25 protein-coding genes are annotated in these 25,572 nt (G+C 66.6%); 14 read left to right on the top strand and 11 right to left on the bottom strand.

The window, feature by feature from the left end; all coding sequences use genetic code 11:
- The first annotated feature begins 7 nt into the window (after positions 1-7).
- From otnI to ACYVHH_RS07615, 7 genes are all read left to right on the top strand, one after another.
- Positions 8-796 carry a 2-oxo-tetronate isomerase gene (otnI, locus tag ACYVHH_RS07645; protein ID WP_460564544.1) on the top strand — a complete coding sequence of 263 codons (789 nt, stop codon included), beginning with the start codon at positions 8-10 and terminating at the stop codon, positions 794-796.
- Positions 797-798: 2 nt separating this feature from the next.
- Positions 799-1,815 carry a D-erythronate dehydrogenase gene (gene denD / locus ACYVHH_RS07640; protein ID WP_460564543.1) on the top strand — a complete coding sequence of 339 codons (1,017 nt, stop codon included), beginning with the start codon at positions 799-801 and terminating at the stop codon, positions 1,813-1,815.
- Between the two features lie 66 nt (positions 1,816-1,881).
- Entirely contained in the window at positions 1,882-2,865 is a 984-nt protein-coding gene (locus ACYVHH_RS07635; RefSeq protein ID WP_460564542.1) for a TRAP transporter substrate-binding protein, read from the top strand.
- 93 nt (positions 2,866-2,958) lie between these two features.
- Positions 2,959-3,453, top strand: a complete 495-nt coding sequence (locus ACYVHH_RS07630; protein WP_460564541.1) for a TRAP transporter small permease — start codon at positions 2,959-2,961, stop codon at positions 3,451-3,453.
- Positions 3,450-4,727, top strand: a complete 1,278-nt coding sequence (locus tag ACYVHH_RS07625) for a TRAP transporter large permease (RefSeq protein WP_460564540.1) — start codon at positions 3,450-3,452, stop codon at positions 4,725-4,727. Before ACYVHH_RS07630 ends, ACYVHH_RS07625 begins: the two co-directional genes overlap by 4 nt.
- A 21-nt stretch (positions 4,728-4,748) precedes the next feature.
- Positions 4,749-6,182, top strand: coding sequence for an aldehyde dehydrogenase family protein (locus ACYVHH_RS07620; protein WP_460564539.1), 1,434 nt, complete (start codon positions 4,749-4,751; stop codon positions 6,180-6,182).
- Between the two features lie 20 nt (positions 6,183-6,202).
- Positions 6,203-6,964, top strand: a complete 762-nt coding sequence (locus ACYVHH_RS07615; protein WP_460564538.1) for an SDR family oxidoreductase — start codon at positions 6,203-6,205, stop codon at positions 6,962-6,964.
- A gap of 3 nt (positions 6,965-6,967) precedes the next feature.
- Here ACYVHH_RS07615 and ACYVHH_RS07610 read toward each other — a convergent pair whose 3' ends face one another.
- Positions 6,968-7,531 carry a TlpA disulfide reductase family protein gene (locus ACYVHH_RS07610; RefSeq protein WP_460564537.1) on the bottom strand — a complete coding sequence of 188 codons (564 nt, stop codon included), beginning with the start codon at positions 7,529-7,531 and terminating at the stop codon, positions 6,968-6,970.
- A gap of 133 nt (positions 7,532-7,664) precedes the next feature.
- Between ACYVHH_RS07610 and moaA the strand changes: the two genes are divergently transcribed.
- The 4 genes from moaA to ACYVHH_RS07590 are packed head-to-tail and all read left to right on the top strand — an operon-like array spanning position 7,665 to position 11,382.
- Positions 7,665-8,804 carry a GTP 3',8-cyclase MoaA gene (moaA, locus tag ACYVHH_RS07605; RefSeq protein WP_460564536.1) on the top strand — a complete coding sequence of 380 codons (1,140 nt, stop codon included), beginning with the start codon at positions 7,665-7,667 and terminating at the stop codon, positions 8,802-8,804.
- 4 nt (positions 8,805-8,808) lie between these two features.
- A complete protein-coding gene (mobA, locus tag ACYVHH_RS07600) occupies positions 8,809-9,447 on the top strand; it encodes a molybdenum cofactor guanylyltransferase MobA (protein WP_460564535.1) in 639 nt (212 codons plus the stop codon).
- A 4-nt stretch (positions 9,448-9,451) separates the two neighbouring features.
- The gene (gene moeA / locus ACYVHH_RS07595; RefSeq protein WP_460564534.1) at positions 9,452-10,729 is read left to right on the top strand and encodes a molybdopterin molybdotransferase MoeA; all 1,278 of its coding nucleotides are present in this window, start codon (positions 9,452-9,454) and stop codon (positions 10,727-10,729) included.
- A gap of 32 nt (positions 10,730-10,761) precedes the next feature.
- A complete protein-coding gene (locus ACYVHH_RS07590; protein ID WP_460564533.1) occupies positions 10,762-11,382 on the top strand; it encodes a phosphoribosyltransferase in 621 nt (206 codons plus the stop codon).
- A 361-nt stretch (positions 11,383-11,743) separates the two neighbouring features.
- On the opposite strand, the gene ACYVHH_RS07585 is transcribed toward ACYVHH_RS07590, so the two are convergent.
- From ACYVHH_RS07585 to ACYVHH_RS07565, 5 genes are all read right to left on the bottom strand, one after another.
- Positions 11,744-14,839 (bottom strand): efflux RND transporter permease subunit, encoded by a 3,096-nt coding sequence (locus ACYVHH_RS07585; RefSeq protein WP_460564532.1) that lies wholly within the window; start codon positions 14,837-14,839, stop codon positions 11,744-11,746.
- Between the two features lie 17 nt (positions 14,840-14,856).
- Positions 14,857-16,134 carry an efflux RND transporter periplasmic adaptor subunit gene (locus tag ACYVHH_RS07580; protein ID WP_460564531.1) on the bottom strand — a complete coding sequence of 426 codons (1,278 nt, stop codon included), beginning with the start codon at positions 16,132-16,134 and terminating at the stop codon, positions 14,857-14,859.
- Positions 16,135-16,276: 142 nt separating this feature from the next.
- Entirely contained in the window at positions 16,277-16,717 is a 441-nt protein-coding gene (rnhA, locus tag ACYVHH_RS07575) for a ribonuclease HI (protein ID WP_460564530.1), read from the bottom strand.
- A complete protein-coding gene (locus ACYVHH_RS07570) occupies positions 16,714-17,514 on the bottom strand; it encodes a class I SAM-dependent methyltransferase (protein WP_460565254.1) in 801 nt (266 codons plus the stop codon). The genes rnhA and ACYVHH_RS07570 overlap by 4 nt, the downstream gene beginning before the upstream one ends.
- A gap of 52 nt (positions 17,515-17,566) precedes the next feature.
- On the bottom strand, positions 17,567-18,511 hold the full coding sequence (locus ACYVHH_RS07565) for a hypothetical protein (RefSeq protein WP_460564529.1): 945 nt from the start codon (positions 18,509-18,511) through the stop codon (positions 17,567-17,569).
- A 151-nt stretch (positions 18,512-18,662) separates the two neighbouring features.
- Between ACYVHH_RS07565 and ACYVHH_RS07560 the strand changes: the two genes are divergently transcribed.
- Positions 18,663-19,574, top strand: coding sequence for an AEC family transporter (locus ACYVHH_RS07560; protein ID WP_460564528.1), 912 nt, complete (start codon positions 18,663-18,665; stop codon positions 19,572-19,574).
- Here ACYVHH_RS07560 and ACYVHH_RS07555 read toward each other — a convergent pair whose 3' ends face one another.
- The 4 genes from ACYVHH_RS07555 to queG are packed head-to-tail and all read right to left on the bottom strand — an operon-like array spanning position 19,575 to position 23,140.
- Positions 19,575-20,240 (bottom strand): hypothetical protein, encoded by a 666-nt coding sequence (locus ACYVHH_RS07555; RefSeq protein WP_460564527.1) that lies wholly within the window; start codon positions 20,238-20,240, stop codon positions 19,575-19,577.
- Positions 20,237-21,226, bottom strand: coding sequence for an MlaD family protein (locus ACYVHH_RS07550; RefSeq protein ID WP_460564526.1), 990 nt, complete (start codon positions 21,224-21,226; stop codon positions 20,237-20,239). Before ACYVHH_RS07550 ends, ACYVHH_RS07555 begins: the two co-directional genes overlap by 4 nt.
- A 31-nt stretch (positions 21,227-21,257) precedes the next feature.
- Positions 21,258-22,061: an MlaE family ABC transporter permease gene (locus ACYVHH_RS07545; protein ID WP_460564525.1), complete on the bottom strand. Its 804-nt coding sequence runs from the start codon at positions 22,059-22,061 to the stop codon at positions 21,258-21,260.
- Positions 22,058-23,140 (bottom strand): tRNA epoxyqueuosine(34) reductase QueG, encoded by a 1,083-nt coding sequence (gene queG / locus ACYVHH_RS07540; RefSeq protein WP_460565253.1) that lies wholly within the window; start codon positions 23,138-23,140, stop codon positions 22,058-22,060. Before queG ends, ACYVHH_RS07545 begins: the two co-directional genes overlap by 4 nt.
- Between queG and tsaE the strand changes: the two genes are divergently transcribed.
- Entirely contained in the window at positions 23,123-23,668 is a 546-nt protein-coding gene (tsaE, locus tag ACYVHH_RS07535; protein WP_460564524.1) for a tRNA (adenosine(37)-N6)-threonylcarbamoyltransferase complex ATPase subunit type 1 TsaE, read from the top strand. The genes queG and tsaE overlap by 18 nt on opposite strands.
- On the top strand, positions 23,665-25,062 hold the full coding sequence (locus ACYVHH_RS07530) for an N-acetylmuramoyl-L-alanine amidase (protein WP_460564523.1): 1,398 nt from the start codon (positions 23,665-23,667) through the stop codon (positions 25,060-25,062). Before tsaE ends, ACYVHH_RS07530 begins: the two co-directional genes overlap by 4 nt.
- A gap of 6 nt (positions 25,063-25,068) precedes the next feature.
- On the opposite strand, the gene ACYVHH_RS07525 is transcribed toward ACYVHH_RS07530, so the two are convergent.
- On the bottom strand, positions 25,069-25,569 hold the full coding sequence (locus tag ACYVHH_RS07525) for an aromatic-ring-hydroxylating dioxygenase subunit beta (protein ID WP_460564522.1): 501 nt from the start codon (positions 25,567-25,569) through the stop codon (positions 25,069-25,071).
- Positions 25,570-25,572: the final 3 nt, after the last annotated feature.

Here is a 25,572-nt window from a genome sequence, read left to right as displayed (position 1 = left end):
GAACGACATGCCCCGATTCGCCGCCAACCTGTCGATGATGTACAACGAGGTGTCCTTTCTCGACCGCTTTGCCGCCGCCGCGCGCGACGGTTTCGAAGCGGTGGAATACCTCTTCCCCTACGAACATACGCCAGAAGAGATTGCCACCCGGCTGCGTGACAACGGCCTGGTGCAGGCCCTGTTCAACCTGCCGCCGGGCAACTGGGCACAGGGTGAGCGCGGCATGGCCTGCCACCCGGGCCGCGAGGCCGAGTTCGCCGCCACGGTGCAAGCCGCCCTGCCCTATGCGCTGGCCACGGGCTGCCGCAAGCTGCACGCCATGGCAGGGCTGATGCCTGCTGGTGTCTCGGCGCAAGCCGCGCGCGCCACCTACGTGGCCAACCTGCGTGCCGCCGCACGCACGCTGGCGCCGCACGGCATCAGCCTGCTCATCGAGCCCATCAACACCCGCGACATGCCGGGCTACTTCCTCAACTTCCAGCAGCAGGCGCACGATATTGCCACCGAGGTGGGCGAAGCCAACCTGAAGGTGCAGATGGACTTCTACCACTGCCAGATCATGGAAGGCGACCTGGCGCGGCGCCTGCAGAAACACTTCGCGGGTGTGGGGCACGTGCAGATCGCGGGCGTGCCCGACCGCCACGAACCCGACCAGGGCGAAGTCAACCACCCCTACCTTTTCGAGCAGCTAGACAACCTGGGCTACGACGGCTACATCGGCTGCGAATACCGCCCTGCGGGTCAAACCTCGGCTGGGCTGGGCTGGGTGCGCCCCTACCTGACGCGAAAGGCCTGAACATGAACATCGTCATCACCGGCGGCGCGGGTTTCTTGGGCGTTCGCCTGGCGCGCACTCTGTTGCAGCAGGGGTCTTTGAGCCTAGGGGGCGCTGCCACCCAGACCATCCAACAACTGACATTGGTGGACCGCGTGGCGCCACCTGCCGACCTGCGGGCCGACCCCAGGTTGCACGTGGTGGAAGGCGACCTGGTAGACCTGCTGGAAGCCGGCGCACAGCAGGTGGTACCGCAGGACACGGCCGCCGTGGTGCACCTGGCATCGGCCGTCAGCGGCGAGTGCGAAGCCGACTTCGACCTGGGGCTGCGCAGCAACCTGCGCGCGGGCATGCTGCTGCTGGAGCGCTGCCGTGCGCTGGGCACCCAGCCGCTGCTGGTGTTTTCCAGCTCGCTGGCAGTGTTTGGCAGCACGGCGGAACAGCCCCTGCCCGAGGTGGTGACCGACACCACCCTGCCCACGCCGCAGAACAGCTACGGCATACAGAAGTTCGTGCTGGAGCAGCTCGTGGCCGACTACACCCGCAAGGGCTTCCTGCGCGGGCGCAACGTGCGGTTGATGACCGTCAGCGTGCGCCCGGGCCGCCCCAATGGCGCGGCGTCCAGCTTCCTCAGCGGCATGATCCGCGAGCCACTCGCGGGCGAGCGCTCCACCTGCCCCGTGCCCCCCGACACGCTGGTGGCCCTGTCTTCCCCGGCCCGCACGGTGGAAGGCCTGGTGCGCGCACTGCAGGCCAGCGACCAGGCCTGGGGACCGCGCACGGCACTCAACCTGCCCGCGCTCACCACCACCCCCGCCCAGATGGCCGCCGCGCTCGAAAAGGTGGCTGGCCCCGCCGCCGCCAGCCTGATCGACTGGCGGCCAGACCCGGCCATCGCCCGCATCATCACCAGCTGGCCCGCCCGCATGAACAGCGCGCGCGCGCGCGCCCTCGGCCTGACCGCCGACGCCGATTTCGAGGCCATAGTCCGCGACTATGTGCGCGAAAACCCCGATGCCGTGAAAGCGGCTTTGTCCTGAGAATCAACTTGTATGACAACTTTGGGAAGCCATTCCGGCCACCCAACCATTGAAGGAGACCATCGCATGAAGATCACCCGTCGACTCACCGCCATCGGCCTGGCCTGTGGCATGGCATTGGGTTTCGCCGGTCTGGCACACGCCCAGACCAACATGAAGATCAACATCTCCGTGGCAAAGGACTCGCACCAGGGTGTGGCCATCGACACCTTCGCGCAGGAGGTGGAAAAGCGCACCAATGGCCGCTACAAGATCCAGACCTTCTACTCCGGTTCGCTCGGCGGTGAGCGCGAGTCCATCGAAGCGGTGCAGCTGGGCACGCAGGAGCTGACGTTCACGTCCACCGGCCCCGTTCCCAACTTCGTGCCCGAGGCGCGCATCCTCGACATCCCCTTCCTGTTCCGCAACAAGGCCCATGCCCACGCTGTTCTTGACGGCCCGATCGGCCAGGAAATGCTGGCCAAGTTCGACGCCAAGGGCTTCAAGGCCCTGGCCTGGGGCGAGAACGGCGTGCGCCACATGACCAACAACAAGCGTGCCGTGGTGGCGCCCGACGACCTCAAGGGCCTGAAGATGCGCACCATGGAAAACCCGGTGCACGTGGCCGCCTACAAGGGCCTGGGCATCGTCACCACCCCCATGGCCTTCCCGGAGGTTTTCACCGCGCTGCAACAGGGCACGGTGGACGGCCAGGAAAACCCGCTGTCGGTGATCATGGCGTCCAAGTTCGAGCAGGTGCAAAAACACCTCTCCCTCACTGGCCACGTCTACTCGCCTGCCATCTTCCTGATGAACAAGGCCGCCTTCGACAAGCTCAGCGCCGACGACAAGAAGCACTTCCTGGATGCTGCCAAGGTGGCCGTCAAGGCCAACCGCGACCGCGTGGAAGCTGACGACGTCCGTGGCGTGAAGGAGCTGAGCAGCAAAGGCATGCAAGTGGTCGAGAACGTGGACAAGGCCAAGTTCATGGAGCAGCTCAAGCCGGTGTATGCCGAATTCGAGAAGCAGTTCGGCAAGGCCAACATCGACCGCATCCGCGACTACAAGTGACCCCCCGGCCGGCACCGCCGGCCTTGCGACGGACGCTCCGGCTGCCACTGGGCGTCCGTCAACCCGCTTCAACCCCTGCATGGGCTGACAAGCATGAAACAAGCCTTCCTGAAGTTCGAGCGCTTCGCCACGAACGTGGCCATGGGCGGAGCCTGCGCCATGATGGCCATCGCCGCCAGCCTCGGGCTCTACCAGATCATCACCCGCTTCATCATCCAGGAGCCCGCCGAGTGGACCGAGGTCCTCATCCGCGTCAGCCTCATCTGGATGGTGTTCCTGGGCATTCCTGCAGCTTTCCGCCAGGGCGCGATGGTCAGCGTTGACGTGCTCTACCGCTGGAGCCCCAAGCCGCTCAAACGGGTACTGGACCACGTGGTCTGCATCGCCGCCTTGCTGCTCATCGGTGTCATCGTCTGGTGGGGCTGGGATTACGCCCAGCGCGGCAGTGTGCAAAGCATGATCGGCCTGGAAAACGTGTCGATGTTCTGGGCCTACCTGGCCATGCCGGTCGGCGGACTCTTCAGCATCTTCGGCATCGTCGGCAACCTGCTTGATCCGCAACGTCACGAACTGGAGTCCGCTCAATGAGCCTCGTCATGCTGATCACCATGGTGGTGTGCTTCGCGCTCACCATCTCTGTGGCCGTCTCGATCGGTCTGGCCGCAGTGCTGGGCGTCCAGATCTCGGGCGTCAACATGCTCATCTCGGTCAAGGAAATCTATTCCTCGATCAACAAGTTCCCGCTGGCCGCCATTCCCTTCTTCATCCTGGCCGGCAACATCATGGAAACCGGCGGCATCTCGCGCCGCCTGGTCGACTTTGCCAAGAGCATCGTCGGCGGCGTGCAGGGCGGCCTGCCCATGACCTGCGTGCTCACCTGCATGATCTTCGCGGCGGTGTCGGGGTCGTCGGTGGCCACCACCTTCGCCATCGGCGCCATCCTCATTCCTGCGCTGATCAAGCACGGCTACCCCAAGCCCTACGCCGCCTCGCTGCAGGCCACCAGCGCCGAGCTGGGCGTGGTGATTCCCCCGTCGATCCCGATGATCCTTTACGGCGTGAGCGCCGAAGTCTCCATCGGTGAACTGTTCATCGCCGGGTTCGGGCCCGGGGTGCTGATCGGCGGCTCACTGATGCTGTTCGTCTGGGCCTACTGCAAGTACAAGGGCTGGGGCAAGAACGACGGCGACGGCCGCCTGCCTTTTGGCAGCGCCACCCTGAAGGCGGGATGGGCCCTGATGATGCCGGTCATCATCCTGGGCGGCATCTACGGCGGCGTGTTCACACCCACCGAAGCCTCTGCCGTGGCCGTGTTCTACGCCTTGCTGGTCGGCATGCTCATCTACCGCGAAATCCGCATCCAGGACCTCTATGTGATCCTGCGCAAGTCCGTGATGTCGAGCGCGGTGATCATGTTCATCATCGCCAATGCCGGCCTGTTCGCCTTCCTGCTCACCCGCGCCGGGGTGCCCGAAGCCATCGGCCACTGGCTGCAGGAAGTGCTGCAGTCCCCGGCCTGGTTCCTGCTGGGCGTCAACGCCGCGCTGTTCATCATCGGCATGTTCATCGAGACCAGCGCCGCCATCATCGTGCTGGCCCCGATCCTGGCCCCGGTGGCGATGCATTTCGGTGTGGACCCGGTGCACTTCGGCCTGATCATGGTGGTCAACCTGGCGATGGGCATGATCACACCGCCCTTCGGCGTGAACCTGTTCGCCGCCTGCACGGTGGCCCGCATTTCACTGGACAGGATGGTGCGCGACCTGATCCCCTTCGTGCTGGTGGTTCTCGTCTGCCTGTTGCTGATCACCTACGTGCCAGCGGTCTCGCTGACGCTCAGAGACCTGGTCTACCCCCGCTGACCCGCAGATGGAGCGCCTGCCATGCCACTGAACTTCATCGCCAACACCTCCGTCGCGTCGATCACTGGCCGCACGCTGCCCGTGATCGATCCGTCAGACGGGCAGCCCTTCGACAGCATTCCCCGCAGCAATGGCGAGGACATCGACACGGCCGTGCGTGCCGCGCGGCACGGCTTTGACGCCAAGTGGTCCCGCACCACCGCCGCCGAGCGGGGGCGGCTGCTCATCAAGCTGTCGCAAGCCGTGGCCGACCACGCCGACGAACTGGCGGCGCTGGAGCAACGGGACTGCGGCAAGCCCACCCGGCAGGCCCGCGCCGATGCCCAGGCCCTGGTGCGCTACTTCGAGTTCTACGCTGGCGCCTGCGACAAGCTGCACGGCGAAACCCTGCCCTACCAGGACGGCTACAGCGTGCTCACCTGGCGCGAACCCCATGGCGTGACCGGGCACGTCATTCCCTGGAACTACCCCATGCAGATCTTCGGGCGCAGCGTGGGCGGCGCCCTGGCCGCAGGCAACGCCTGCGTGGTGAAGCCCTCCGAAGACGCCTGCCTCTCGCTCATCCGCGTGGCGCAGCTGGCCCGGGACGTGGGCTTTCCCGATGGCGTGATCAACATCGTCACCGGCTATGGCCACGAGGTGGGCGACGCACTGGCCCGGCACCCGGGGATCGATCACATCAGCTTCACCGGCAGCCCCACGGTGGGCACCTTGATACAGCAAGCGGCCGCGCAGAGGCATTGCCCCGTCACGCTGGAGCTGGGCGGCAAGAGCCCTCAGATCGTCTTCGCCGACGCCGACCTGGACGCGGCCATTCCCGTGATCATCAACGCCATCGTGCAGAACTCGGGCCAGACGTGCTCGGCCGGCTCGCGCCTGCTGGTGGAGAGCAGCCTGTACGAGCCGCTGTTGGAGCGCCTGGGCAAGGCCTTTGAAGGGCTGCGCGCGGGCCCTGCGGCCATGGACCTGGACCTGGGCCCGCTGATCCGCCCGAGCCAGCAGCAGCGCGTGCGTGACTTTCTGGACAGCGCACGCGCGGCCGGCATCGACACGGTGGCCCAAGGCCAGGTGGTGGCCGAGGCCCCCGAGACGGGCTACTACCAGGCCCCGGTGCTGTTGCGCGACGTGCCCATCACCCACCGGCTGGCCCAGGAAGAAGTCTTCGGTCCGGTCCTGTCGGCCATGAGCTTCGAGGACGAGGAGCACGCGGCGGCCCTGGCCAACGCCACCCAGTTCGGCCTGGTCGCGGGCGTGTGGACCCGCGACGGCGGGCGCCAGTTCCGCATGGCCCGCACCGTGCGCAGCGGGCAGGTTTTCATCAACAACTATGGCGCAGGCGGCGGGGTGGAGCTTCCGTTCGGCGGCGTCAAGTCCAGCGGCTATGGCCGCGAGAAGGGCTTCGAAGCCCTGCACGGTTTCACCACCCTCAAGACCGTTGCCTTCCGGCACGGCTGAACCAACACAGGAACAACCCCATGCGACTCCAAGGCAAATCCACCATCGTCACCGGTTCGGGCGGCGGCATCGGCGAAGGCATCGCACGCCGTCTGGCGCAGGAAGGCGCCAGCGTGATCGTCAACGACATCAACCCCGCCATGGGTGAAAAGGTCGCGGCCGACATCCGTGCCGAGGGCGGCCAGGCCGCGTTCTTCGGTGCCGACGTCACCTCGTCCGCCGACATGAAAGCGCTCATCGACTTCGCCGTGCAGCGCCACGGCAAGCTCGACGTGATGGTCAACAACGCGGGCTGGACGCACCGCAACCAGCCCGCACTGGACGTCCCGGAAGACGAGTTCGACAAGTGCTATGCCGTCAACGTCAAGAGCATCTACCTGTCCACCATCCACGCGGTTCCGCACCTGCGTGCCAACGGCGGCGGCGCCTTCATCAACATCGCGTCCACAGCGGGCGTGCGGCCCCGGCCGGGCCTTACCTGGTACAACGGCTCCAAGGGTGCGGTCATCACCACCAGCAAGTCCCTAGCGGCCGAACTGGGACCGGACAACATCCGCGTCAACTGCATCAACCCGGTGATGAACCCGTTCACCGGACTGGGCACATCTTTTGCCGGTGGCGAGCTGACGGAAGAACGCCTGGCGCGGTTCCGCTCCACCATTCCGCTGGGGCGCTTTTCCACCGCGCTGGACGTGGCCAACGCGGTGCTGTTCCTGGCCAGCGACGAGGCTGCCTTCGTCAGCGGCGTGTGCCTGGAAGTGGACGGCGCGCGCTGCGTCTGAGGCTCAGAGATAGCGGGCCAGTTCCTCGACGTCTTCGGGGAACATCTGGCCCTTTTCGGCCACGGCCAGCTTGCCATCGCGACCGCGCAGCAGCGTGATGGGCAGGCCCCGCGGCTTGGGAAAGCGCTGGCGCCACTGCGGGCTGGCCCAGGCCGCCGGGAATGTGTACCCCTTGGCCTTGAGGTAGGCCGCAGCGTCCTCGGGCTTGCGGTCGATCGACAACGCCACCATGGCCAGCCCCTGCTCGCGGTGCTCGCGCCAGAAGCGGTCCATCACCGGGCTTTGCTGGGCGCAGAACGGACAGGTGCTGGCCCACCAGTACACCAACAGCGTTTTGCCCTGGGCCGCAGCCGGGTCAAACACGCCGCCGCCGATCAGCTCAATGCGCGGGACCTCAAGCGCCGACCCCAGCGGGGGCAGCGGCGGCGCCTTGGCCTCTTCGGCGGCAGCGGACACCGGCTGCGCCCAGGAGGACAACGACAAGCCGGTCAAAGCGCAGCCGCCAGCCGCACCCAGCCACTGCCGGCGTGTCCAGGGCAAGTTCTCGAATCGGTCAGCAGCTTTCAAGGGGCTCTCCTGCGCTTTTTCCGTATATAAGAATGGGATTTTTCCACACCTTCGCCGAATGTGCACAGGCCGAGTCGGGCCTTGGCACCGAAACGACCACACCCCCTGCGCCGCGTGGTGTAATCTTTTTCGTATGTCTGAACGAGTGATTCCCCTGGTCGACCAGCGCCTGCGCTCCCTGGCGGCGCGTGTCCCGGCGCAACCCATTGCCGCCAGCGGCCTGCTGAGTGACGGCCTGGGCCGCCCTTTGCGCGACCTGCGCATCAGCGTGACCGACCGCTGCAACTTCCGCTGCAGCTACTGCATGCCCAAGGAGATCTTCGACAAGGACTACCAGTACCTGCCCCACAGTTCGCTGCTCACCTTCGAGGAAATCACCCGGCTCACCAAGCTGTTCGTGGGCCACGGTGTGCACAAGGTACGCCTGACCGGCGGCGAGCCGTTGCTGCGCAAGAACCTGGAAATCCTCATCGAGCAACTGGCCGCACTGCGCACCGTGGACGGCCAGCCGCTGGACCTCACCCTCACCACCAACGGCAGCCTTCTGGCACGCAAGGCGGCGTCGCTCAAGGCAGCTGGCCTGCAGCGCGTGACAGTGAGCCTGGACGGGCTGGACGACTGCGTCTTCCGCCGCATGAACGACGTGGACTTTCCCGTGGCCGATGTGCTTGAAGGCATTGCCGTGGCCCAGTCCGTGGGCCTGGGGCCGATCAAGGTGAACATGGTGGTCAAGCGCGGCACCAACCAGGACCAGATCCTGCCCATGGCCCGGCACTTCCGGGGCACCGGCATCGTGCTGCGCTTCATCGAGTACATGGACGTGGGCGCCACCAACGGCTGGTGCATGGACGATGTGATGCCCAGTGCCGAGGTGGTCAAGCTCATTCAGAGTGAATTGCCGCTGGTACAGCTGGACCCCACCGCGCCGGGCGAAACGGCCGAGCGCTGGGGCTACGCCGGGCCCGATGGCAAACACGACCCGTCACTGGGCGAAATCGGTGTCATCAGCAGCGTCACCCAGGCGTTCTGCCGTGACTGCAACCGCGCGCGCCTGTCCACCGAAGGCAAGGTCTACCTTTGTCTGTTCGCTCATGAGGGGCACGACCTGCGCGAACTGCTGCGTGGCGGCGCCAGCGACGCCGACCTCACGTCAGCCATCGGCGCCATCTGGCAGGGGCGGCAGGACCGTTACTCCGAACTGCGCGCCAGCCTGCCCCCAGAAACGTCGGGGCCGGGCAAACGCCGCATTGAAATGAGCTACATCGGAGGCTGACGCCATGACCGTGGAACCCAATAGCGTGACCGGCCTGGTGCTGGCCGGTGGACGAGGCAGCCGCATGGGCGGTGTGGACAAGGGCCTGCAGACACTCAACGGCACGCCGCTTGCCCTGAACGCGCTGCTGCGCCTGCAAATGCAGGAAGGTCAGCGGCTGGGCGGCTGCATGATCAACGCCAACCGGCACCTGGGCGCCTACGAAGCCTTTGGTGTACCTGTATGGCCAGACTCGCTTGATGGCTACGCAGGTCCGCTCGCCGGCTTCCTGACCGGCTTGGAGCGCTGCGAAACCCCTTACCTGCTCACCGTGCCGTGCGACGCGCCCCTCTTCCCGCTGGACCTGCTGGAACGGCTGGCTCAGGCGCTGGAACGTGAGAACGCCGACATAGCGATGGCCGCTGGCCCGGACGGTGAATCGGCCCCAGAAGGCAACGCCACCCGCCCGCAGCCCGTGTTCTGCCTGATGCATGTGAACCTGCTGGAAAGCCTGGTGCGCTTCACACAGGATGGCGGCCGCAAGATCGACGCCTGGACGGCGCAGCACCGCACCGTGGTCGTGTCCTTCGACCAGCCGGGCGACGACCCGCGCGCCTTTTGCAACACCAACACCCTGGCCGAGCTGCGCGCCCTGGAAAACTGAACGCATGAAAACCCTGGACCAGATCGCCGCTGCCCTGCAGGGCTACGACCCCAAGGCCCTGAGCGCGTCCGCCGTGAATGATTTCCTGGACCAGCTGGTGGAGCCCGTGGCGGCCACCGAAAGCCTGGGCGTGTTCGCCGCGCTGGACCGCGTGCTGGCCGAGGACGTGATCTCTCCCATCAGCGTGCCGCCGCACGACAACTCCGCCATGGACGGCTTCGCGCTGACCGGGGCACAGCTGGCCAGCAACGAACCCACCACGCTCAAGGTGGTGGGCACCGCCTATGCTGGCGCCGCGTGGCAGGGGCAGGTAGGCCCTGGCGAGTGCTTGAAGATCATGACCGGTGCTGTGATGCCTGCGGGCCTGGACACCGTGGTGCCTGTGGAGTTCGTGCAGGTGGACGGTGACACGGTGCAAGTGCCGCCCGGCGTGGTGAGCACGGGCGACAACCGCCGCCTGCTGGGCGAAGACCTGATGCAGGGCCAGCCTGCGCTGCGCCGTGGCGACCGCCTGGGCCCTGCCGCGCTGGGCCTGATCGCCAGCCTGGGCTTGCCCAACGTGCGCGTGTTCCGCCGCCTGAAGGTGGCCTACTTCTCCACGGGTGACGAAATCCTCACCCTGGGCGAGCCGCTTCGCGAAGGCGCCGTTTACGACAGCAACCGCTACACCGTCTTCGGCCTGCTCACGCGTCTGGGCGTGGACGTGCTGGACATGGGCGTGGTCAAGGACGACCCCGCCAGCCTGGAAGCCGCCTTCCGCCACGCAGCAGCGCAGGCAGATGCCATCATCACCAGCGGTGGCGTGAGCATGGGCGAGGCCGATCACACCAAGGCCATGATGAAGCAGCTGGGTGACGTGGCCTTCTGGCGCATTGCCATGCGGCCCGGCCGCCCCATGGCCGTGGGCCGCATTGCAGAGAGTGGCCGTAACGCGGTGCTGTTCGGCCTGCCGGGCAACCCCGTGGCGGTGATGGTGACCTTCCTGGCTTTTGTGCGCCCCGCCCTGCTGAGGATGATGGGCGCGAGTCACGCCAACACCCCGCTGCTGCGCGCGCACAGCCTGGAGCCCCTGCGCAAGAAGCCCGGGCGCACCGAATACCAGCGCGGCATCGTCTCCACCGGGCCGGACGGCCAACTGCAGGTGCGCACCACCGGCAACCAGGGCTCGGGCGTGCTGCGCTCCATGGTCGAAGCCAACGGCCTCATCGTGCTGCACCACGGCCAGGGCAACGTGGCCGTGGGTGACGAAGTGGACGTGATGATGTTCGACGGCGTGATCTGACATCGTGCCTGCGGGCGCGAAGGAGGTGGCTCATGTTCCGCGACCGCGAGGACGCTGCCCGTCAACTGGCGGCAAAGCTGGGCCACCTGCGTGGTCTGAATCCTCTGGTGCTGGCCATTCCACGCGGTGCCGTGCCCATGGGTAAGGTCCTGGCCGACGTATTGGGCGGTGAGCTTGACGTGGTACTGGTGCGCAAACTGGGCGCGCCGGGTCAGCCCGAACTGGCGGTGGGCTCGGTGGACGAGTCAGGCTGGACTTACGTGGCACCACACGCTGCCTCATTGGGGGCCGATGAAGCGTGGCTAGACGGCGAGAAACGCGAGCAATTGGCCACGATCCAGCGCCGCCGGGCACGCTACACACCAATCCGCTCGCCCATTTCGCCAGCGGGACGTGTGGTTGTGGTGGTGGACGATGGTCTGGCCACGGGGGCCACGATGATCGCGGCGCTGCACGCGGCGCGCCACCAGAATCCGGCTCGATTGGTCTGCGCCGTGCCCGTGGCTGCGCCCGATTCGCTGCAGCAGGTGCGGCCATTGGCTGACGAGGTGGTGTGCCTGCAGACGCCTGAACGCTTCCAGGCGGTGGGGCAGTTTTACCGGCACTTTCCGCAGGTGGAAGACGACGAGGTTGAGCGGCTGCTCAGGGGGTGACGGGCCTTGGCGTGTGTGGGTGGCCAAGGCGCGCCAGCCCCTGGGCGCACACACCTTGGCTGAAACACTGTTGGCACACCACCGGTGGCGCTCCACCATTCTTGGTTGGCTGCGGCAGGCCTGGCCCTGTGGGGGCGATTTCTGTGGCGGCTGTGGCCGCCTGTCTGGGGCCGGGCGCGCTTTAGCGCGCTTCGTGAACTGACTTGCGGCGGCTGTTTGAGCGGAGCGCTGCAAGCGCGCAGCGAGTTCCGCCGCACCGGCCCTAGACAGGCGGGCGCAGCGAAGTCGGCGCCTAGGCGCCGACCGTCACAGTATGAGCCCCCGCAGGGCCAGGCCTGCCGCAGCAAGCGAGGTCCAACCCTCACTTGGCAGGCACAACCTCCGAATCAGGCGCAGCATGGGCATCCGCCACCACAGCCTTGATAGCCCCCGGCACCCGCTTACGTGCCAGCAACGTATACATCGTCGGCACCACAAAGATGGTCAACAGCGTGCCCACCGTCATGCCGCCCACGATCACCCAGCCAATCTGCTGGCGGCTCTCTGCCCCGGCACCAGTGGCCAAGGCCAGCGGCACGGCACCCAGCACCATCGCGCCGGTCGTCATCAGAATCGGGCGCAAGCGCAGCTCAGCCGAACGCTTCACGGCCTCCACCAGGTCCAACCCCTGTTGGCGCAACTGGTTCGCGAACTCCACGATCAGAATGCCATGCTTTGTGATCAGCCCCACCAGCGTGATCAACCCGATCTGACTGAACACATTCAGCGTCCCGCCCGTCAACTTCAGGGCCAGCAAGGCCCCCAGCATGGACAGCGGCACACTGAGCATGATGATGAACGGGTCGATGAAACTCTCGAACTGCGCCGCCAGCACCAGGTAGATGAACAGCAGCGCCAGCACAAAGACGATCACCATCGAACCCGAGGCATTGCGGAACTCGCGGCTCTGGCCGTTCAGGTCGGTGGTGTAGCCTGGCGGCAGAATTTCGCGCGCAATGCCGTCCATGATCTGCAACGCCTGCCCCAGGGCCAGTTCCGGCGCCAGGTTGGCCGTGATCGACGCACTGCGGCGCTGCCCGAAGTGGTTCAATTCGCGCGGCACCACCACCTCACGCGTCTTCACCAATGAAGCCAGCGGAATCATCGCGTTGTTGCGCCCGCGCACGAATAGCCTGTCGATGTCGTCCGGCGTGTTGCGCTGCGAAACCTCCGTCTGCACCACCACGTCGTACTGCTCGCCATCCTTCTTGTAGCGGGTGACAATGCGCCCGCCCAGCATGGTTTCCACCGTGCGCGCGATGGCATCGATGCTCACGCCCATGTCGGTGGCACGCTCGCGGTCCACGTCCAGGCGGATTTCCGGCTTGTTCAGACGCAGGTCGGTGTCCACCTGCACGAAGCCGGGGTGCTGTGCCAGCCTGTCCTGGAACTGCCGCACCACGCGCGAAAGGTTCTCGTAGCTGTCCGTGGTGGCAATGACGTAGTTGATCGGCCGCTCACGGAAGCCCTGCCCCAGCGACGGCGGGGTGATCGGGAAGGCGCTGATGCCCGGCAGCGCCGCGATGCGAGGGGCCACCTCGCGGGCGATCTCCTGCGTGGTTCGCTCGCGCTCCTCCCACGGCACGGCCCGGAAGAACACATTCCCCTGTGCCACCGACGGGTTGCCAATGTTGGCGAAGATGCGGTCGAATTCGGGGTAGGCCTGTCCGATGCGTTCAATGGCCTCGGCATAACGCCGGGTGTACTCCAGGGTGGCGCCGTCCGGGCCGTTGATGACCGTCAGGATCACCCCCCTGTCCTCGATGGGCGCAAGTTCCTGCTTGGTCGTCTGCAGCAACCACCAGCTGCCGCCCGCGCTGCCCAGCATCACCAGCACCACCACCCAGCGCACGCGCAAGGCCAAGCCCAGCACCCCGTGGTAGGCGCGGGTGACGCCGTCCAGCGCCGCCTCGATGCCGCGGTCGAACCGGTTGGGGTGTTCCTTGTGACGCAGCAGCTTGGAACACATCATGGGCGACAGGGTGAGTGCCACAAACCCCGACACCAGCACCGCGCCAGCCAGCGCCAGCGCGAACTCGGCGAACAGGCGGCCCGTGCGGCCTGGCGTGAAGGCCAGCGGCGCGTACACCGCTGCCAGCGTCAGAGTCATGGCCACCACAGCAAAGCCGATCTCCCGGGCACCTTTGATGGCGGCCGCAAACGGCGGCAAGCCCTCTTCGATGTGCCGGAAGATGTTTTCCAGCACCACGATGGCATCGTCCACCACCAGGCCGATGGCCAACACCAGCGCCAGCAAAGTGAGCGTGTTGATGGAGAAGCCGAACAGCTTCATCAGTGCGAAGGAACCGATCAGGCTGACGGGAATGGTCACCAGTGGAACGATGGACGCCCGCAACGTGCGCAGGAAGACGAAGATGACCAGCGCCACCAGCACCACCGCCTCGGCGATGGTGGAGTAGACCGCCTTGATGGAGCGGTCAATGAACACCGAGTTGTCGTTGGCGATGTCCACGTTCACCCCGGCGGGAAGGTCCTGCCGCACCTTGCCGAGCAGTTCACGCACCGACGCCGCGAGGTCCAGCGGATTGGCAGTGGCCTGGCGGATCACGCCCAGCGAGACAGAATCGCGCCCGTTGAGCCGCACCGACGAACGCTCGTCCTGCGGCCCCTGCACCACACGCGCCACGTCGCCAATGCGCACTGGCAGGCCATTGACCGTGCGGATGGTGACGTTGGCGAACTGCGCGGGGGTTTGCAGGTCGGTGGCTGCCGTCACGTTGAATTCGCGCTGGCGGCTTTCGATGCGGCCTGCGGGCACCTCCAGGTTGGAGCGGCGCAACGCGTCCTCGACGTCCTGCACAGTCAGGCTGTAGGCAGCCAGGCGGTCGGGGTCCAGCCACAGGCGCATGGAGTACTTGCGCTCCCCGTAGACGCGCACGTCGGCCACGCCGGTGGCCGTCTGCAACACCGGCTTGGCAATGCGGTTGGCCATGTCCGACAGCTGCAGGGAGGTGTGTGTGTCAGAACTCAAAGCCAGCCAGATCACCGGGAAGGCGTCCGCCTCTACCTTGGCAATCACGGGCTCGTCGATGGTCTGCGGCAGGCGCCCGCGCACGCGGCTCACCTTGTCGCGCACCTCCGCAGCGGCGGCATCCGGGTCGCGCTCCAGCTTGAAGCGCACCGTGATCTGGCTTTGTTCCTGACGGCTGATGGAGGTGATGACATCCACACCCTCGATGCCCGCCAGGGAATCCTCCAGTGTCTTGGTAACCTGGGATTCCACCACCTCGCTGGACGCCCCCGGGAAACGTGTGCTGACCGTGACGTTGGGCTCGTCGATCTTGGGGTACTCGCGCACGGTGAGGCCGTTGAACGAAACCAGCCCCACCAGCAGGATGAGCAGCGACAGCACGGAGGCGAACACCGGCCGCCGGATGGCAATTTCAGGGAGTTGCATGGCTCATGCCCTCCTGTTCAACCGGCGTTGGCAGCAGGTGCGGCGGGCTTGGCGGGCGCGCCGCCGCTGCCCTGTCCATCACCGTTGGCGCCGGGCTGGCTGCCACCAGCGCCGCCGCCATTCGCGCCCCCATTGCGTGGTGTGGCCGGGCGGCTCATGTCCACCACCCGCACCGCCGTGCCATCGCGTTGCAGACGTTGCTGGCCCGCCACCACCACGGTGTCGCCTTCCTTCAGCCCGTCAAGCACCTGCACCATGGCCCCACGGCGCAGCCCCAGTTGCACTTCGGTGCGGCGCGATACGTTCTTGGCACCGTCGCCCTCCCCCTCCTTTTCCAGGCGGAAGACGACCTGCTTACCGCCCTGCGGCACCACGGCCTCCTCGGGCACCATCAAGGCGCCTTCGGTCACCGACATCACCACCGTGACCCGGGCAAACAGGCCTGGCCGCAAGGGCGTGCCAGGTGCAGCGGGCAAGGCAGCGCGCACAAGCAGGGCGCGGCCGTCAGCATCCACCAGCGGGTCCACGGCGCGCACCTTGGCCGTGAAGCTCTGCCCGGGCAAAGCGTCCATCTGGACCTGCACCGGCTGTCCTGCGGACAGGCGCGCCTGGTAGCGTTCCGGCAAGCGGAAGTCCACGTACAGCAGCGATGTGTCTTCCAGCTTCACGAGGTCCGCGCCGTCCTTGACGTAGTCGCCCAGGTTCACGCTGCGGATGCCGACCGTACCGTTGAAAGGTGCCACGATGCGCATGCGTGCCAGCCGTGCCTCAGCAAGCTGCACCTGGGCCTCGGCCACTTGCAGGCTGGCCTGGCTTTCGTCCAGCACCCGCCTGGCCACGAAGTTCTGCGACACCAGTTCCTCGTTGCGTTTGAGGTTGGCACGCGCAATGGACAGCTGTGCCTGCGCCTGGCTGAGTTCCGCCCGCTGCAAGGTGTCGTCCAGCTGGATGAGCAGCTGGCCCTGACGCACCTCCGCACCATCGGCAAAGGCAATGCGCACCACACGGCCGCTGATTTCGGGCCGCAAGGTCACGCTCTGGTGGGACCGGAGGGAGCCCACGGCCTGGGCGTCGTCCACCAGGCGCATCGTCTTCACCTGGGTGACTTCCACGCTGGGGGTTCCACCCGGCCCGCCGGGGCGCGCTCCAGGAGCGGATGCCCCCTGCCCTGCGGGAGCCCCAGCCGTGGCACCAGTCTGCGAGGACGATGGCTGCCGCTGCAACCACCACGCCGCCCCCGACGCCAGGGCAATACCCGACGCTGCCACGACCCAGTAAACCGCTTTCTTTGCCATGTGCTTGTACTTCTGAAGAATAACGACGACCCGATGCCTGGCGCTAGACAGGCCAATCGCGTCACTCTAGCAGTGTTGCACGGCAAGTGTTACCCCGCGTGCCAAAGCCGCCATGTTTACATGGCGTTTACACAAAACCGGCTCAGCGCCGGGCGGGCACACCCTTGTTGGCCAGCGCGTCGGCGCGCTCGTTGCCCGGGTCCCCGGCGTGGCCGCGCACCCAGTGCCATTCGATCTGGTGGCCGCTCTTGCTCACCAGGTCGTCCAGACGCTGCCACAGGTCCACATTCTTCACCGGCTGCTTGGACGCCGTGACCCAGCCCTTGGCCTTCCAGCCGCGCAGCCACTCGGTGATGCCCTTGCGCACGTACTGACTGTCCAGGTAGAGCGACACCCTGCATGGCCGGCGCAGGGCTGCAAGGGCCTCGATCACCGCCGTGAGTTCCATGCGGTTGTTGGTGGTTTCGGTTTCACCGCCGAACAGTTCCTTCTCGGCAGAACCCGATCGCAGCAAGGCCCCCCAGCCACCGGGGCCGGGGTTGCCTTTGCATGCACCGTCTGTATAGATGATGACGTGGTTCACCCACTGTGCTCCTGTGGATATGACTTCATGGAGGGCCGCTGCGCCACGGCAACCGGGGCCGAGGCAGCCCGACGCGGCTTCCAGGCCGGCCCCAGCAGATGCATGCCACGCACCCGCTTGGCGGCCACGACGAAGTACACCGCGCCCAGGATGGGCCAGGAACGCGAGCCCACGGCATCCATCCAGGCGTAGCGATGCAGCCACTTGTTGGTGCGCACAGCGGGGCGGTAACAGCCGAACCGGGTGTCCTCGGCCTCGAAGCTGAGCAGGCGCAGCCAGTCCCGCAGACGCCAGTGCCCGATGAAATCACCTGCCTCCGGCAGAAACAACCGGCTCAGGTCACCGCGCAAGCCCAGGCGGGCGCACCAGTGCGCGCGCCGCTGCCGCAACCCCCAGAGGCTGGCCGGGTTGAACCCGGAAATCACCACACGGCCCTCTGGCACCAGCACGCGCTCCACCTCGCGCAACACGGCATGCGGATCGGCGCTGAGCTCTAGTGTGTGGGGCAGCAGCACAAGGTCCAAGCTGGCGGCGGGAAACGGCAGGGCTGCCGCATGGGTCACCAGGGCAACGGACCGCCCCCCGGGGCCCGGCACGCCTTCACCACCGGGCAGGTCCCCGGTCTGCGGCAGTGCCAGCCAGCGGTTGGGCATGCGGTTGGCGGCCAGTGCGTCGAGTTCGGGCAAGCCGAGCTGCAAGGCATTGAAGCCGAAGATGTCACCCACCGCCTCGTCGAAGCGTTCCCGCTCCCATTGCAGCAGGTACCGGCCAGGAGGTGTGTCGAACCACGCGGACAGGGCACGTCCCTGGTCCACGGCATCCGCCTGGAACGCATCCCCGGCCGAAGGCTCAGGCGTCGACGGATTCATCCACCGCAGGCGGTTGTGCCATGACCGTCGCCCGGATCATTTCGCGCATGGCCTTCTTCTCGGGGAAGCTCAGGGTGCGTGCAAGCTCACGCCGCACACGCAGCAGCAGGTGCCGGTCGGTCTCGGGCGGCACACCCTGGCTGTTCTGCATTTCCTCGAACAGGTCCAGCCGGGCGTGGGGCGTTTCCTCGGCCCACCAGTCCTGGATCACCCGCTCCACCTGGGCGCGCCAGTCATCGTCTGGCGGCGCCGTCGAATGCGGCTCGTCTCCCGCAAAGTCTTCGTCCTGGCGAAGGGGTTCGCTGAAGCGCTCAGCGGCGAAAGCGGCACCGGGGGTGGTCAGCGCGCGCCAGCCCACCTCGTTGATCGCCACGCGGCGGTCGGCCTGCATCAGCAGCCGCGCCCAGCTCGGGTCGTCGCCCTGCAGCCGGGCAAAGTCCTGCGACGCCTCGTCGGTCACCAGAACAACCTTCAGGCCGCGCCACTGCGCCTCGTCGATGTAGGGGATCAGCCGCTCGTCGTCACTCGCCACCAGCACCATGCCGCAGGCGCCACGCTGTGCCAGCTGCGCCAGCTCCAGCCCGAGCGAACGCACCAGGCCCAGACCGCCATCCAGGGCATGGGGCGGCACCACGCGGGGCACCACGTCGTCAAGCAACTCGGCTGGCTGCCGGTCGGTGAACAGGCAGACACGCGCCAGCGGCGATTCCGCACCAGCCAGCCGCGAAAGATGCGCCATCACAGGCACGAGCGCGTTACGCTGCAAGGACTGGCTGGCCTGCCCACTCTGTTGCCCGGCCAGCCAGGACAGGTAACGCTCGTCCACCAAGGCCACGGCCTGGCCGGACGAATGCATGGACGGCATCGGGCTGTAGGAAGAGAAACGCGCAGACGGGCGCTTGTTGAGGTGAAACTTCGTCTTCATCGGTATATAGGCCCGCAGGGGCAAACAACAGGCGCGCCGGCGGGTGAGCGATAGACGCGCCGGACGGCCATATAAAAAAGATAAGGCGCCAGATTTTGGCACGGAAACCGGCGCAAGGTTCCCGGCAAATTGCCTTTGTTATGCTCGGCCGGTGAACTTTGCCCAGCTCCTGCTCCCCGACTTTTCCCTCATTGTGTGCGGCTACCTGCTTTGCCGCTACACCGCACTGGACCGCCGGATCTGGGAGCCGCTGGAAAGCCTGGTCTATTTCTTCCTGTTCCCGGTGCTGCTGTTTCATTCCATCGTGCGCACGCCGCTGGACTGGCATTCCGCCACGCACATGATGGCCGCTGGCCTGACGCTGGGCGTAGCGGGCATAGCGCTGGCCTACTCGCTGCCGCACTGGCCGTGGATCGGGCAACGGCTGGACAAACGTCTGCACGCCGCCAGTGCGCAGATCGGGTTTCGCTTCAACTCCTTCATCGTGCTGGCCCTGGTGGGCAAGGTGGCCGGTGACGAGGGCATGCCGCTGGTTGCTGTGCTCATTGGCGTCTGCGTGCCTCTGTTCAACGTGGGCGCGGTCTTCCCGATGGTGCGCCATGCCAATCGCGGCCTCTGGCGCGAGCTGTTGCGCAACCCGCTGATCATCGCCACCGTCAGCGGCCTGTGCGCCAACCTGCTGGGTCTGGGCATTCCGGACTGGCTGGCCCCCACCACGAACCGCATCGGGCAGGCGGCGCTGGCGCTGGGCCTGATGGCAGCCGGTGCAGGCATGCAGCTGGGCCGGATGGCCCAGGCCAAGACCCTGGCCACGCTGGTGCTGGGCTTGAAGCACCTGCTGCTGCCACTGGTGGCATTGGGCGTGGCGCGGTTGTGGCAGCTTGACCCCACGCAGACCCTGGTACTGCTGATGTTCTCTGCTGTGCCCACCGCGTCCAGCTGCTATGTGCTCGCGGCACGCATGGGGTACGACGGCCCCTATGTTGCCGGCCTGGTGACGGTTTCCACCGCGTTGGGGGTGGTCAGCCTGCCCTTTGCCCTGGGCGTGCTGGCAAGCTGGTAATCAGGGCGCCAGCAAGGCCGCCCGGCGCCGTGCCTGATCCGCCTGCGCCTGGTCGCCCGCCTGCTCGGCAACGCGCGCCTGCACCTCCAGCCACGCCAGGAGCGAGCGGCGCCAACCCTGGGCCGAAGCGGTGTCCACCGCCAACCGCACCATGTCAGGGTCGGCACGGCCGGCGCGCAGCCACACGCTGGCGGCAACGAGCCGGGCCACCGGGTCCCCCACGGCACGCAGCACGTTGCCGCCCGCCACACCCGTCTGCAGCAAGGCATTGGCCACCGGCCGGTGCGCCACGGGCAGCAGAGCCACGTCCGCTGCCTGAGGCTGGGCCTGCAGGTAACGCGCGTAGGCCTGTTCTGCCGGTGCCGCGTCCTGCGCCAGTGCGTCAAAGCCCGCGCAGGGCTCCATCACCAACCCCGCCTGGCGCAAGGCGCAACGGCTCAGCTCCACGCGGGCCACCAGGTCAGGTCTGGCTGTGCGCGCCGTCTCCTGCCGCGCCCGGCGCCACTCGGCTTCGGCCACACGCTGGTTGCCTTCCAGCTCCGCCACGGTGGCGCGCTCCACCGCGCCATGAGCGTTCATCTGCCAGTCGGGGGCTGGCGGGCCCCCCGCACAGCCTGCCAGCGCCACCGCGCACAGGGTGAAGACCAAACGCATCTGGGTTTTCATGGCAGCTTCAACTCCGTCTCGCGTGCAAAGGGCCACTTGCGGTTGATCTCGTTGACCAACCCCTCGACCTTGCGCAGGCTGGACTCCACCTCGGCGCGCAGCACGTCCAGGTCAACGGTGGCGGCACGCGTGTTCTGGGCAATGCCCTGTGCCTCCACCAGCACGGCATCCACCTTCTTCAGGCTCTGGCGGGCATCGGCCAGCAGGCCGTGCACTTCGCGCACGGTGGCTTGTGCATCCGTCACCAGACCTTCGTCGCCAAAGACACGCCGGTCGGCGTTGCCGATCAGGGTTTCGGCACTGGCGGTGGCTGTCTCCAGCCTGCGCAGCAAGGCATGGGTCTGTTCGATGGTCTGCATCACCTTTTGCCGATCGGCGTCGCTGCCCATGACCACGCCCAGCGCGCCACGCGGCCCTTGCAGCTCCTGCGTCACGGCCTGCAGGTTGCGCAGGCTGGTGCCGAGGGCCGAGTTCTCGGCGGTCATGTTGCTGAGGTTGTCCAGCAGATCGCGCACCGTGCTGACCAGGCGCGGTATCTCGGCCATGGCATCGCCCTTGAGCACATTGCGCTCGGCGCCGTCGGGCAGCTGCGGATCGGAGAGGATGCCGCTGTATGCACGGATGCGCGTGGCACCCACCAAGCTGCGCTCCATGGTGAAGATGCTGGATTCGCGCAGCCAGTGAGCATCCTTTTCGGGGACGTCGACCAAGATGCGGGCGTTGCCGTCCTGCCCCAGTTCGATGCGGCGCACGCGCCCGATGGGAAAGCCGGAAAACGTCACGTCCATGCCCACGGTCACGCCTTCGGAGTCGTCCGCCACCAGCACCACGGTGCGGGTGGGTTCGAAAACGCCACGCGCATACAACAGGTAACCGGCAGACGCCAGCACGAGCACGGCCATCAGGACCAGCAGCAAAGCCGCCTTGAATTCCACGTGACTCACTTTGGAGGCACGGATGGCGCGTCGAACATCGGGGTCTTGCATGCCTGTCGTCCCTGTGCTTGATCTTCAGTCTTCAATAGTAGTTGCCCATGAGCGAAACGAGCTCAATCAGCAGCAACGTGAGGAACATGCGCACCAGCATCTGCAGTTCGGAATGGGTGCGCTCACGCGCGGCCGGTGAATCGTACAGGCTGGAAGCCAGTGGGATCAGCGCCACAGTGAGTGCAAAGAACAAGGTCTTGAACGCGAAGATCAGCGTCACCGCGGGGTTGAACACATGCCCCACCACGCGCGTATAACCGCTCAATGCCCAGGGGGTGAAGCCGTAGATGGACAGGTAGGTCAACACCAACGCGACGATGCAGCTCACGGCGGCCAGCATGAACACCGAGAACATTCCCGCCAGCGCGCGCGGCAGCACCAGCCAGTGCATGGGGTCCTTGCCCTGGGCCTGGAGCTCTTCCAGCTCGCCGCTTTCGCGCATGTTGAGCACTTCTGCCCCCTGCGGAATGGTGCAGCGCAGGGCCACGAAAAGCGCCGCCCCCAGCGGGATCAGTTCCAGCACCAGCACGCGCACCACCATTTCCACGGCGTATTGCGACAAGCCATAGCTCAATGCCGTGACCACGACGATACGGATGAGCACCAGCCCCAGCAAGGACGACAGCACCGTGAACCACAGCAACACCGGGGCCGTGGCACGGTAGATCTGCTCGGCCAGGGCGGGCCAGCGCTGGCGCCCGTAGCTGGACGGGCTGACCGCCATGACGAGGATGATGGCACCCAGATGAACGATGCGCCACCAGTTGCCCACCCAGCGCAGCAGGGCCCGGCCCAGCTCACCGAGGGTGGAGGACAGGTACAGGTCTGGCTTCATGCGTCCCATGTTAACCCCCAGGCAACGTGTTCGGCTACCAGTTCACTGGGGTCGTTCTGACGCGTGAGCAATGCCGCGCGCAGCGCTTCCCGTTCATCTGCGTTTGCCGCCTGGCGCAGCGCATTGCCCAGCGCCACGGCAATGTTGCGCAGCCAGCGCTCATGCCCGATGCGGCGGATGGGGCTGCCCTCGGTGCGGCGCAGGAATGTCGCTTCGTCCCACGCGAACAGTTCGGGCAGCCACTTGCCCACAAGCTCACCGCGTTCGTCGAAGTCGGGCAAGGCGCTGCGCTGCGCGAACTTGTTCCACGGGCAGGCCAGCTGGCAGTCGTCACAACCATAGATGCGGTTGCCCATCAAGGGGCGAAGCTCCACGGGAATGGACCCGGCGTGCTCGATGGTGAGGTAAGAAATGCAACGGCGTGCATCCACCTGGTAGGGCGCAACGATGGCCCCCGTGGGGCAAAGGTCGATGCACGAGCGGCACTGGCCGCAATGCGCCGTGACCGCTGGCGTGGGCGGCAAGGCCAAGTCGACGAAGACTTCTCCCAGGAAGAAGGTGGAGCCTCCCTCGCGGTTGAGCAGCAGCGTGTGCTTGCCACGCCAACCCAGGCCGCTGCGCGCGGCAAGCTCCACCTCCAGCACGGGCGCCGAATCGGTGAACACCCGGTGCCCGAAAGGCCCAAGCGACTCCTGCATGCGATCGGCCAGTTTCTGCAACCGCTGGCGCAACACCTTGTGGTAGTCTCGGCCGCGTGCATAGACCGACACGACCGCCTCGCCGGGCACCGTGATGCGCGCCTGCTCGCGTGACAGCCAATCGGCAGGAGCCTCGCGCGGCAGGTAGTCCATGCGCGCGGTGATCACGCTGACGGTGCCTGGCACCAGTTCCGCTGGCCGGGCACGCTTGAGTCCATGGCTGGACATGTAGTGCATGTCGCCGTGGAAACCTTGCGACAGCCAGGCGAGCAGGCCCGGCTCCGCGTCGGACAGATCGACACCGGCCACGCCGATTTGGGAAAATCCCAGCGCCTGGCCCCATGCCTGGATTTGCGAAACGAATTGAGCAGCATCGACCATCAGCACCACATTGTAGGAAGCCACCCCGCCCCTGCCACCCTGGCGGAGCGCGAATGGCTGTGCGCCACCGAAGCAGACACCCAGGCCCTGGCACAAAGACTGGCAGCAAGCTCGGCGCTCGCGCACGCCACGCTCACGCTGCATGGCGACCTGGGCGCCGGCAAGACCACGCTGGTACGCCACCTGTTGCGCGCGCTGGGCATACAGGGCCGCATCAAGAGCCCCACCTACGCCGTGGTGGAGCCGCACCAGGCCCCCGCCGCCCCCGGTTGGCCGCAGGGTCTGGTCATCTCGCACTTTGACTTCTACCGCTTCAACGACCCGCGCGAATGGGAAGACGCCGGATTCCGCGAACTTTTTGCCGACCCCGGGCTCAAGCTCGTGGAATGGCCCGAGAAAGCCGGGAACCTGCTGCCCCCCCCCGATCTGAGCCTGACACTGACGATGATGGACGACGAACAGCGACGCATCCGCCTCACCGCCCTGACCCCTGCCGGCCTTCGCCTGCTGGAGGATTGCATCCGATGAAGCGCCGGGACTGGCTCGCGTCCGTGGCTCCGGCGGGCGTGCTGATGTTGTGGCTCGGCCCGCATCAGATCGCACGCGGCGCCAGCATCGTGGCTGTGCGTATCTGGCCTGCCAAGGACTACACGCGCGTCACCATCGAATCCGATGGTGCCCTCAAGGCACGGCAGTTCTTCGTCTCCGACCCGCCGCGTCTGGCCGTGGACATCGAAGGCATCGACCTGATCCCAGGGCTTCGTGAACTGGTCAGCCAGGTCAAGTCGGACGACCCCAACATCTCCGGCATCCGCGTGGGCCAGAACGCGCCCAACGTGGTGCGCCTGGTCGTGGACCTCAAACAGGCCATCACACCCCAGGTATTCAGCCTGGAACCCGTGGCCGCCTACCAGCACCGGCTGGTGCTTGACCTGTACCCGGCGCAGGCCCCCGACCCCTTGCAGGAGCTGATCGCCAAGCGGCTTTCGGAGCTGGACCAGACACCGCCCGTGGCCGCCAAGCCGCACGACCCGCTGGGCGACCTGATCGCCGAACGCATGAACGGCGAGTCCTCAGCACCGCCAATGACCACAGCGCAGCCAAGCCCCGGCAGTACGCCGCCTGCGCAGGAGCCCACCCCATCGCGGCCGGCCATCGCCGCCAAGCAACGCCCCCAGATGCAGGCCCCGGCGCAGACGGACCGGCTCATCGTCGTGGCGCTTGACCCGGGGCATGGCGGCGAGGACCCGGGTGCCATCGGCCCCAGCGGCGTGAAAGAAAAGGACGTGGTGCTGCGCATTGCCGAGCTGCTGCGCGACCGCATCAACGAGACCAAGGTCAACGGCAACACCATGCGCGCCTTCCTGACGCGCGACGGCGACTACTTCGTACCGTTGCATGTGCGGGTGGACAAGGCCCGCCGCGTGCAGGCTGACCTGTTCGTCAGCATCCACGCCGACGCCTTCTTCACCCCGCGCCCGCAGGGGGGCAGCGTGTTTGTGCTCAGCGAGCGCGGGGCCTCCAGTGCCGCTGCGCGCTGGCTGGCGAACAAGGAAAACGCTGCCGACGTGGTGGGCGGCCTGAACGTGCGCACACAGGACGCCACGGTGCACCGCACCCTGCTCGACATGAGCACCACGGCCCAGATCAACGACAGCCTGAAGCTGGGCAGCGCGATGCTCGGCGAAATGAGCCGCGTGGGCAAGCTGCACAAGCCCCGCGTGGAACAGGCGGGCTTCGCTGTGCTGCGGGCACCGGACATCCCCAGCGTCCTGGTGGAAACGGCCTTCATCAGCAACCCGGACGAAGAGCAGCGCTTGCGCACCCCGCGCTTCCAGAGCGAGATGGCCGACGCCCTGCTCAAGGGCATCGTCAGCTATTTCGCGAAAAACCCGCCGCTGGCCCGCAGCCGGCAGGTCTGACGCCTTTCAGACCGGGTAGATCAGCGAGTTGAGGATCAACTCGCTGTCGTACACGCAATGGCGGCTGCGCAGCTTGAGGACGCCGCCTTCGCGCACCAGCTCGTCGATGTAGCGACCCACGTTGAACACCTCGCTCACGTTGCCCGGCTTGGTGCGGAACACCGCGTAGTTGGCCTGGGCGCGCACCACTTCCACACCGTCTTCGCTGGCCACTTCCAGCACCCGGGCGGGGCTGACGACGTGTCGCATGTGATACGGCCCGTGGTAGATGGTCTGCGTGATGCCGTGGACGCGGTCCTTCATCATGCCCTGGCTCTCGAAGTTCATGAGCGCCAGCGGCAGGCCCCGGTCGAAGTTCTCGCGCGCCTGCACCTTGTAGCGGCCATCGGCCACAAAGAATTCCGGCCAGTCGCCGTAGCGCTTTTCGTCCACGGCGGCGGTGTAAGCAGCGTTGAGCTGGTCGATCTCGTGGTGCAGGCAGAGGGTTTGCAGCAGTTCCTGGTTCATCTT

The sequence above is a fragment of the Hydrogenophaga aquatica genome (genome assembly GCF_054780915.1).
The sequence above is the reverse complement of the archived record's forward strand: the minus strand, read 5'-3'. Positions and strand labels throughout refer to the sequence as shown.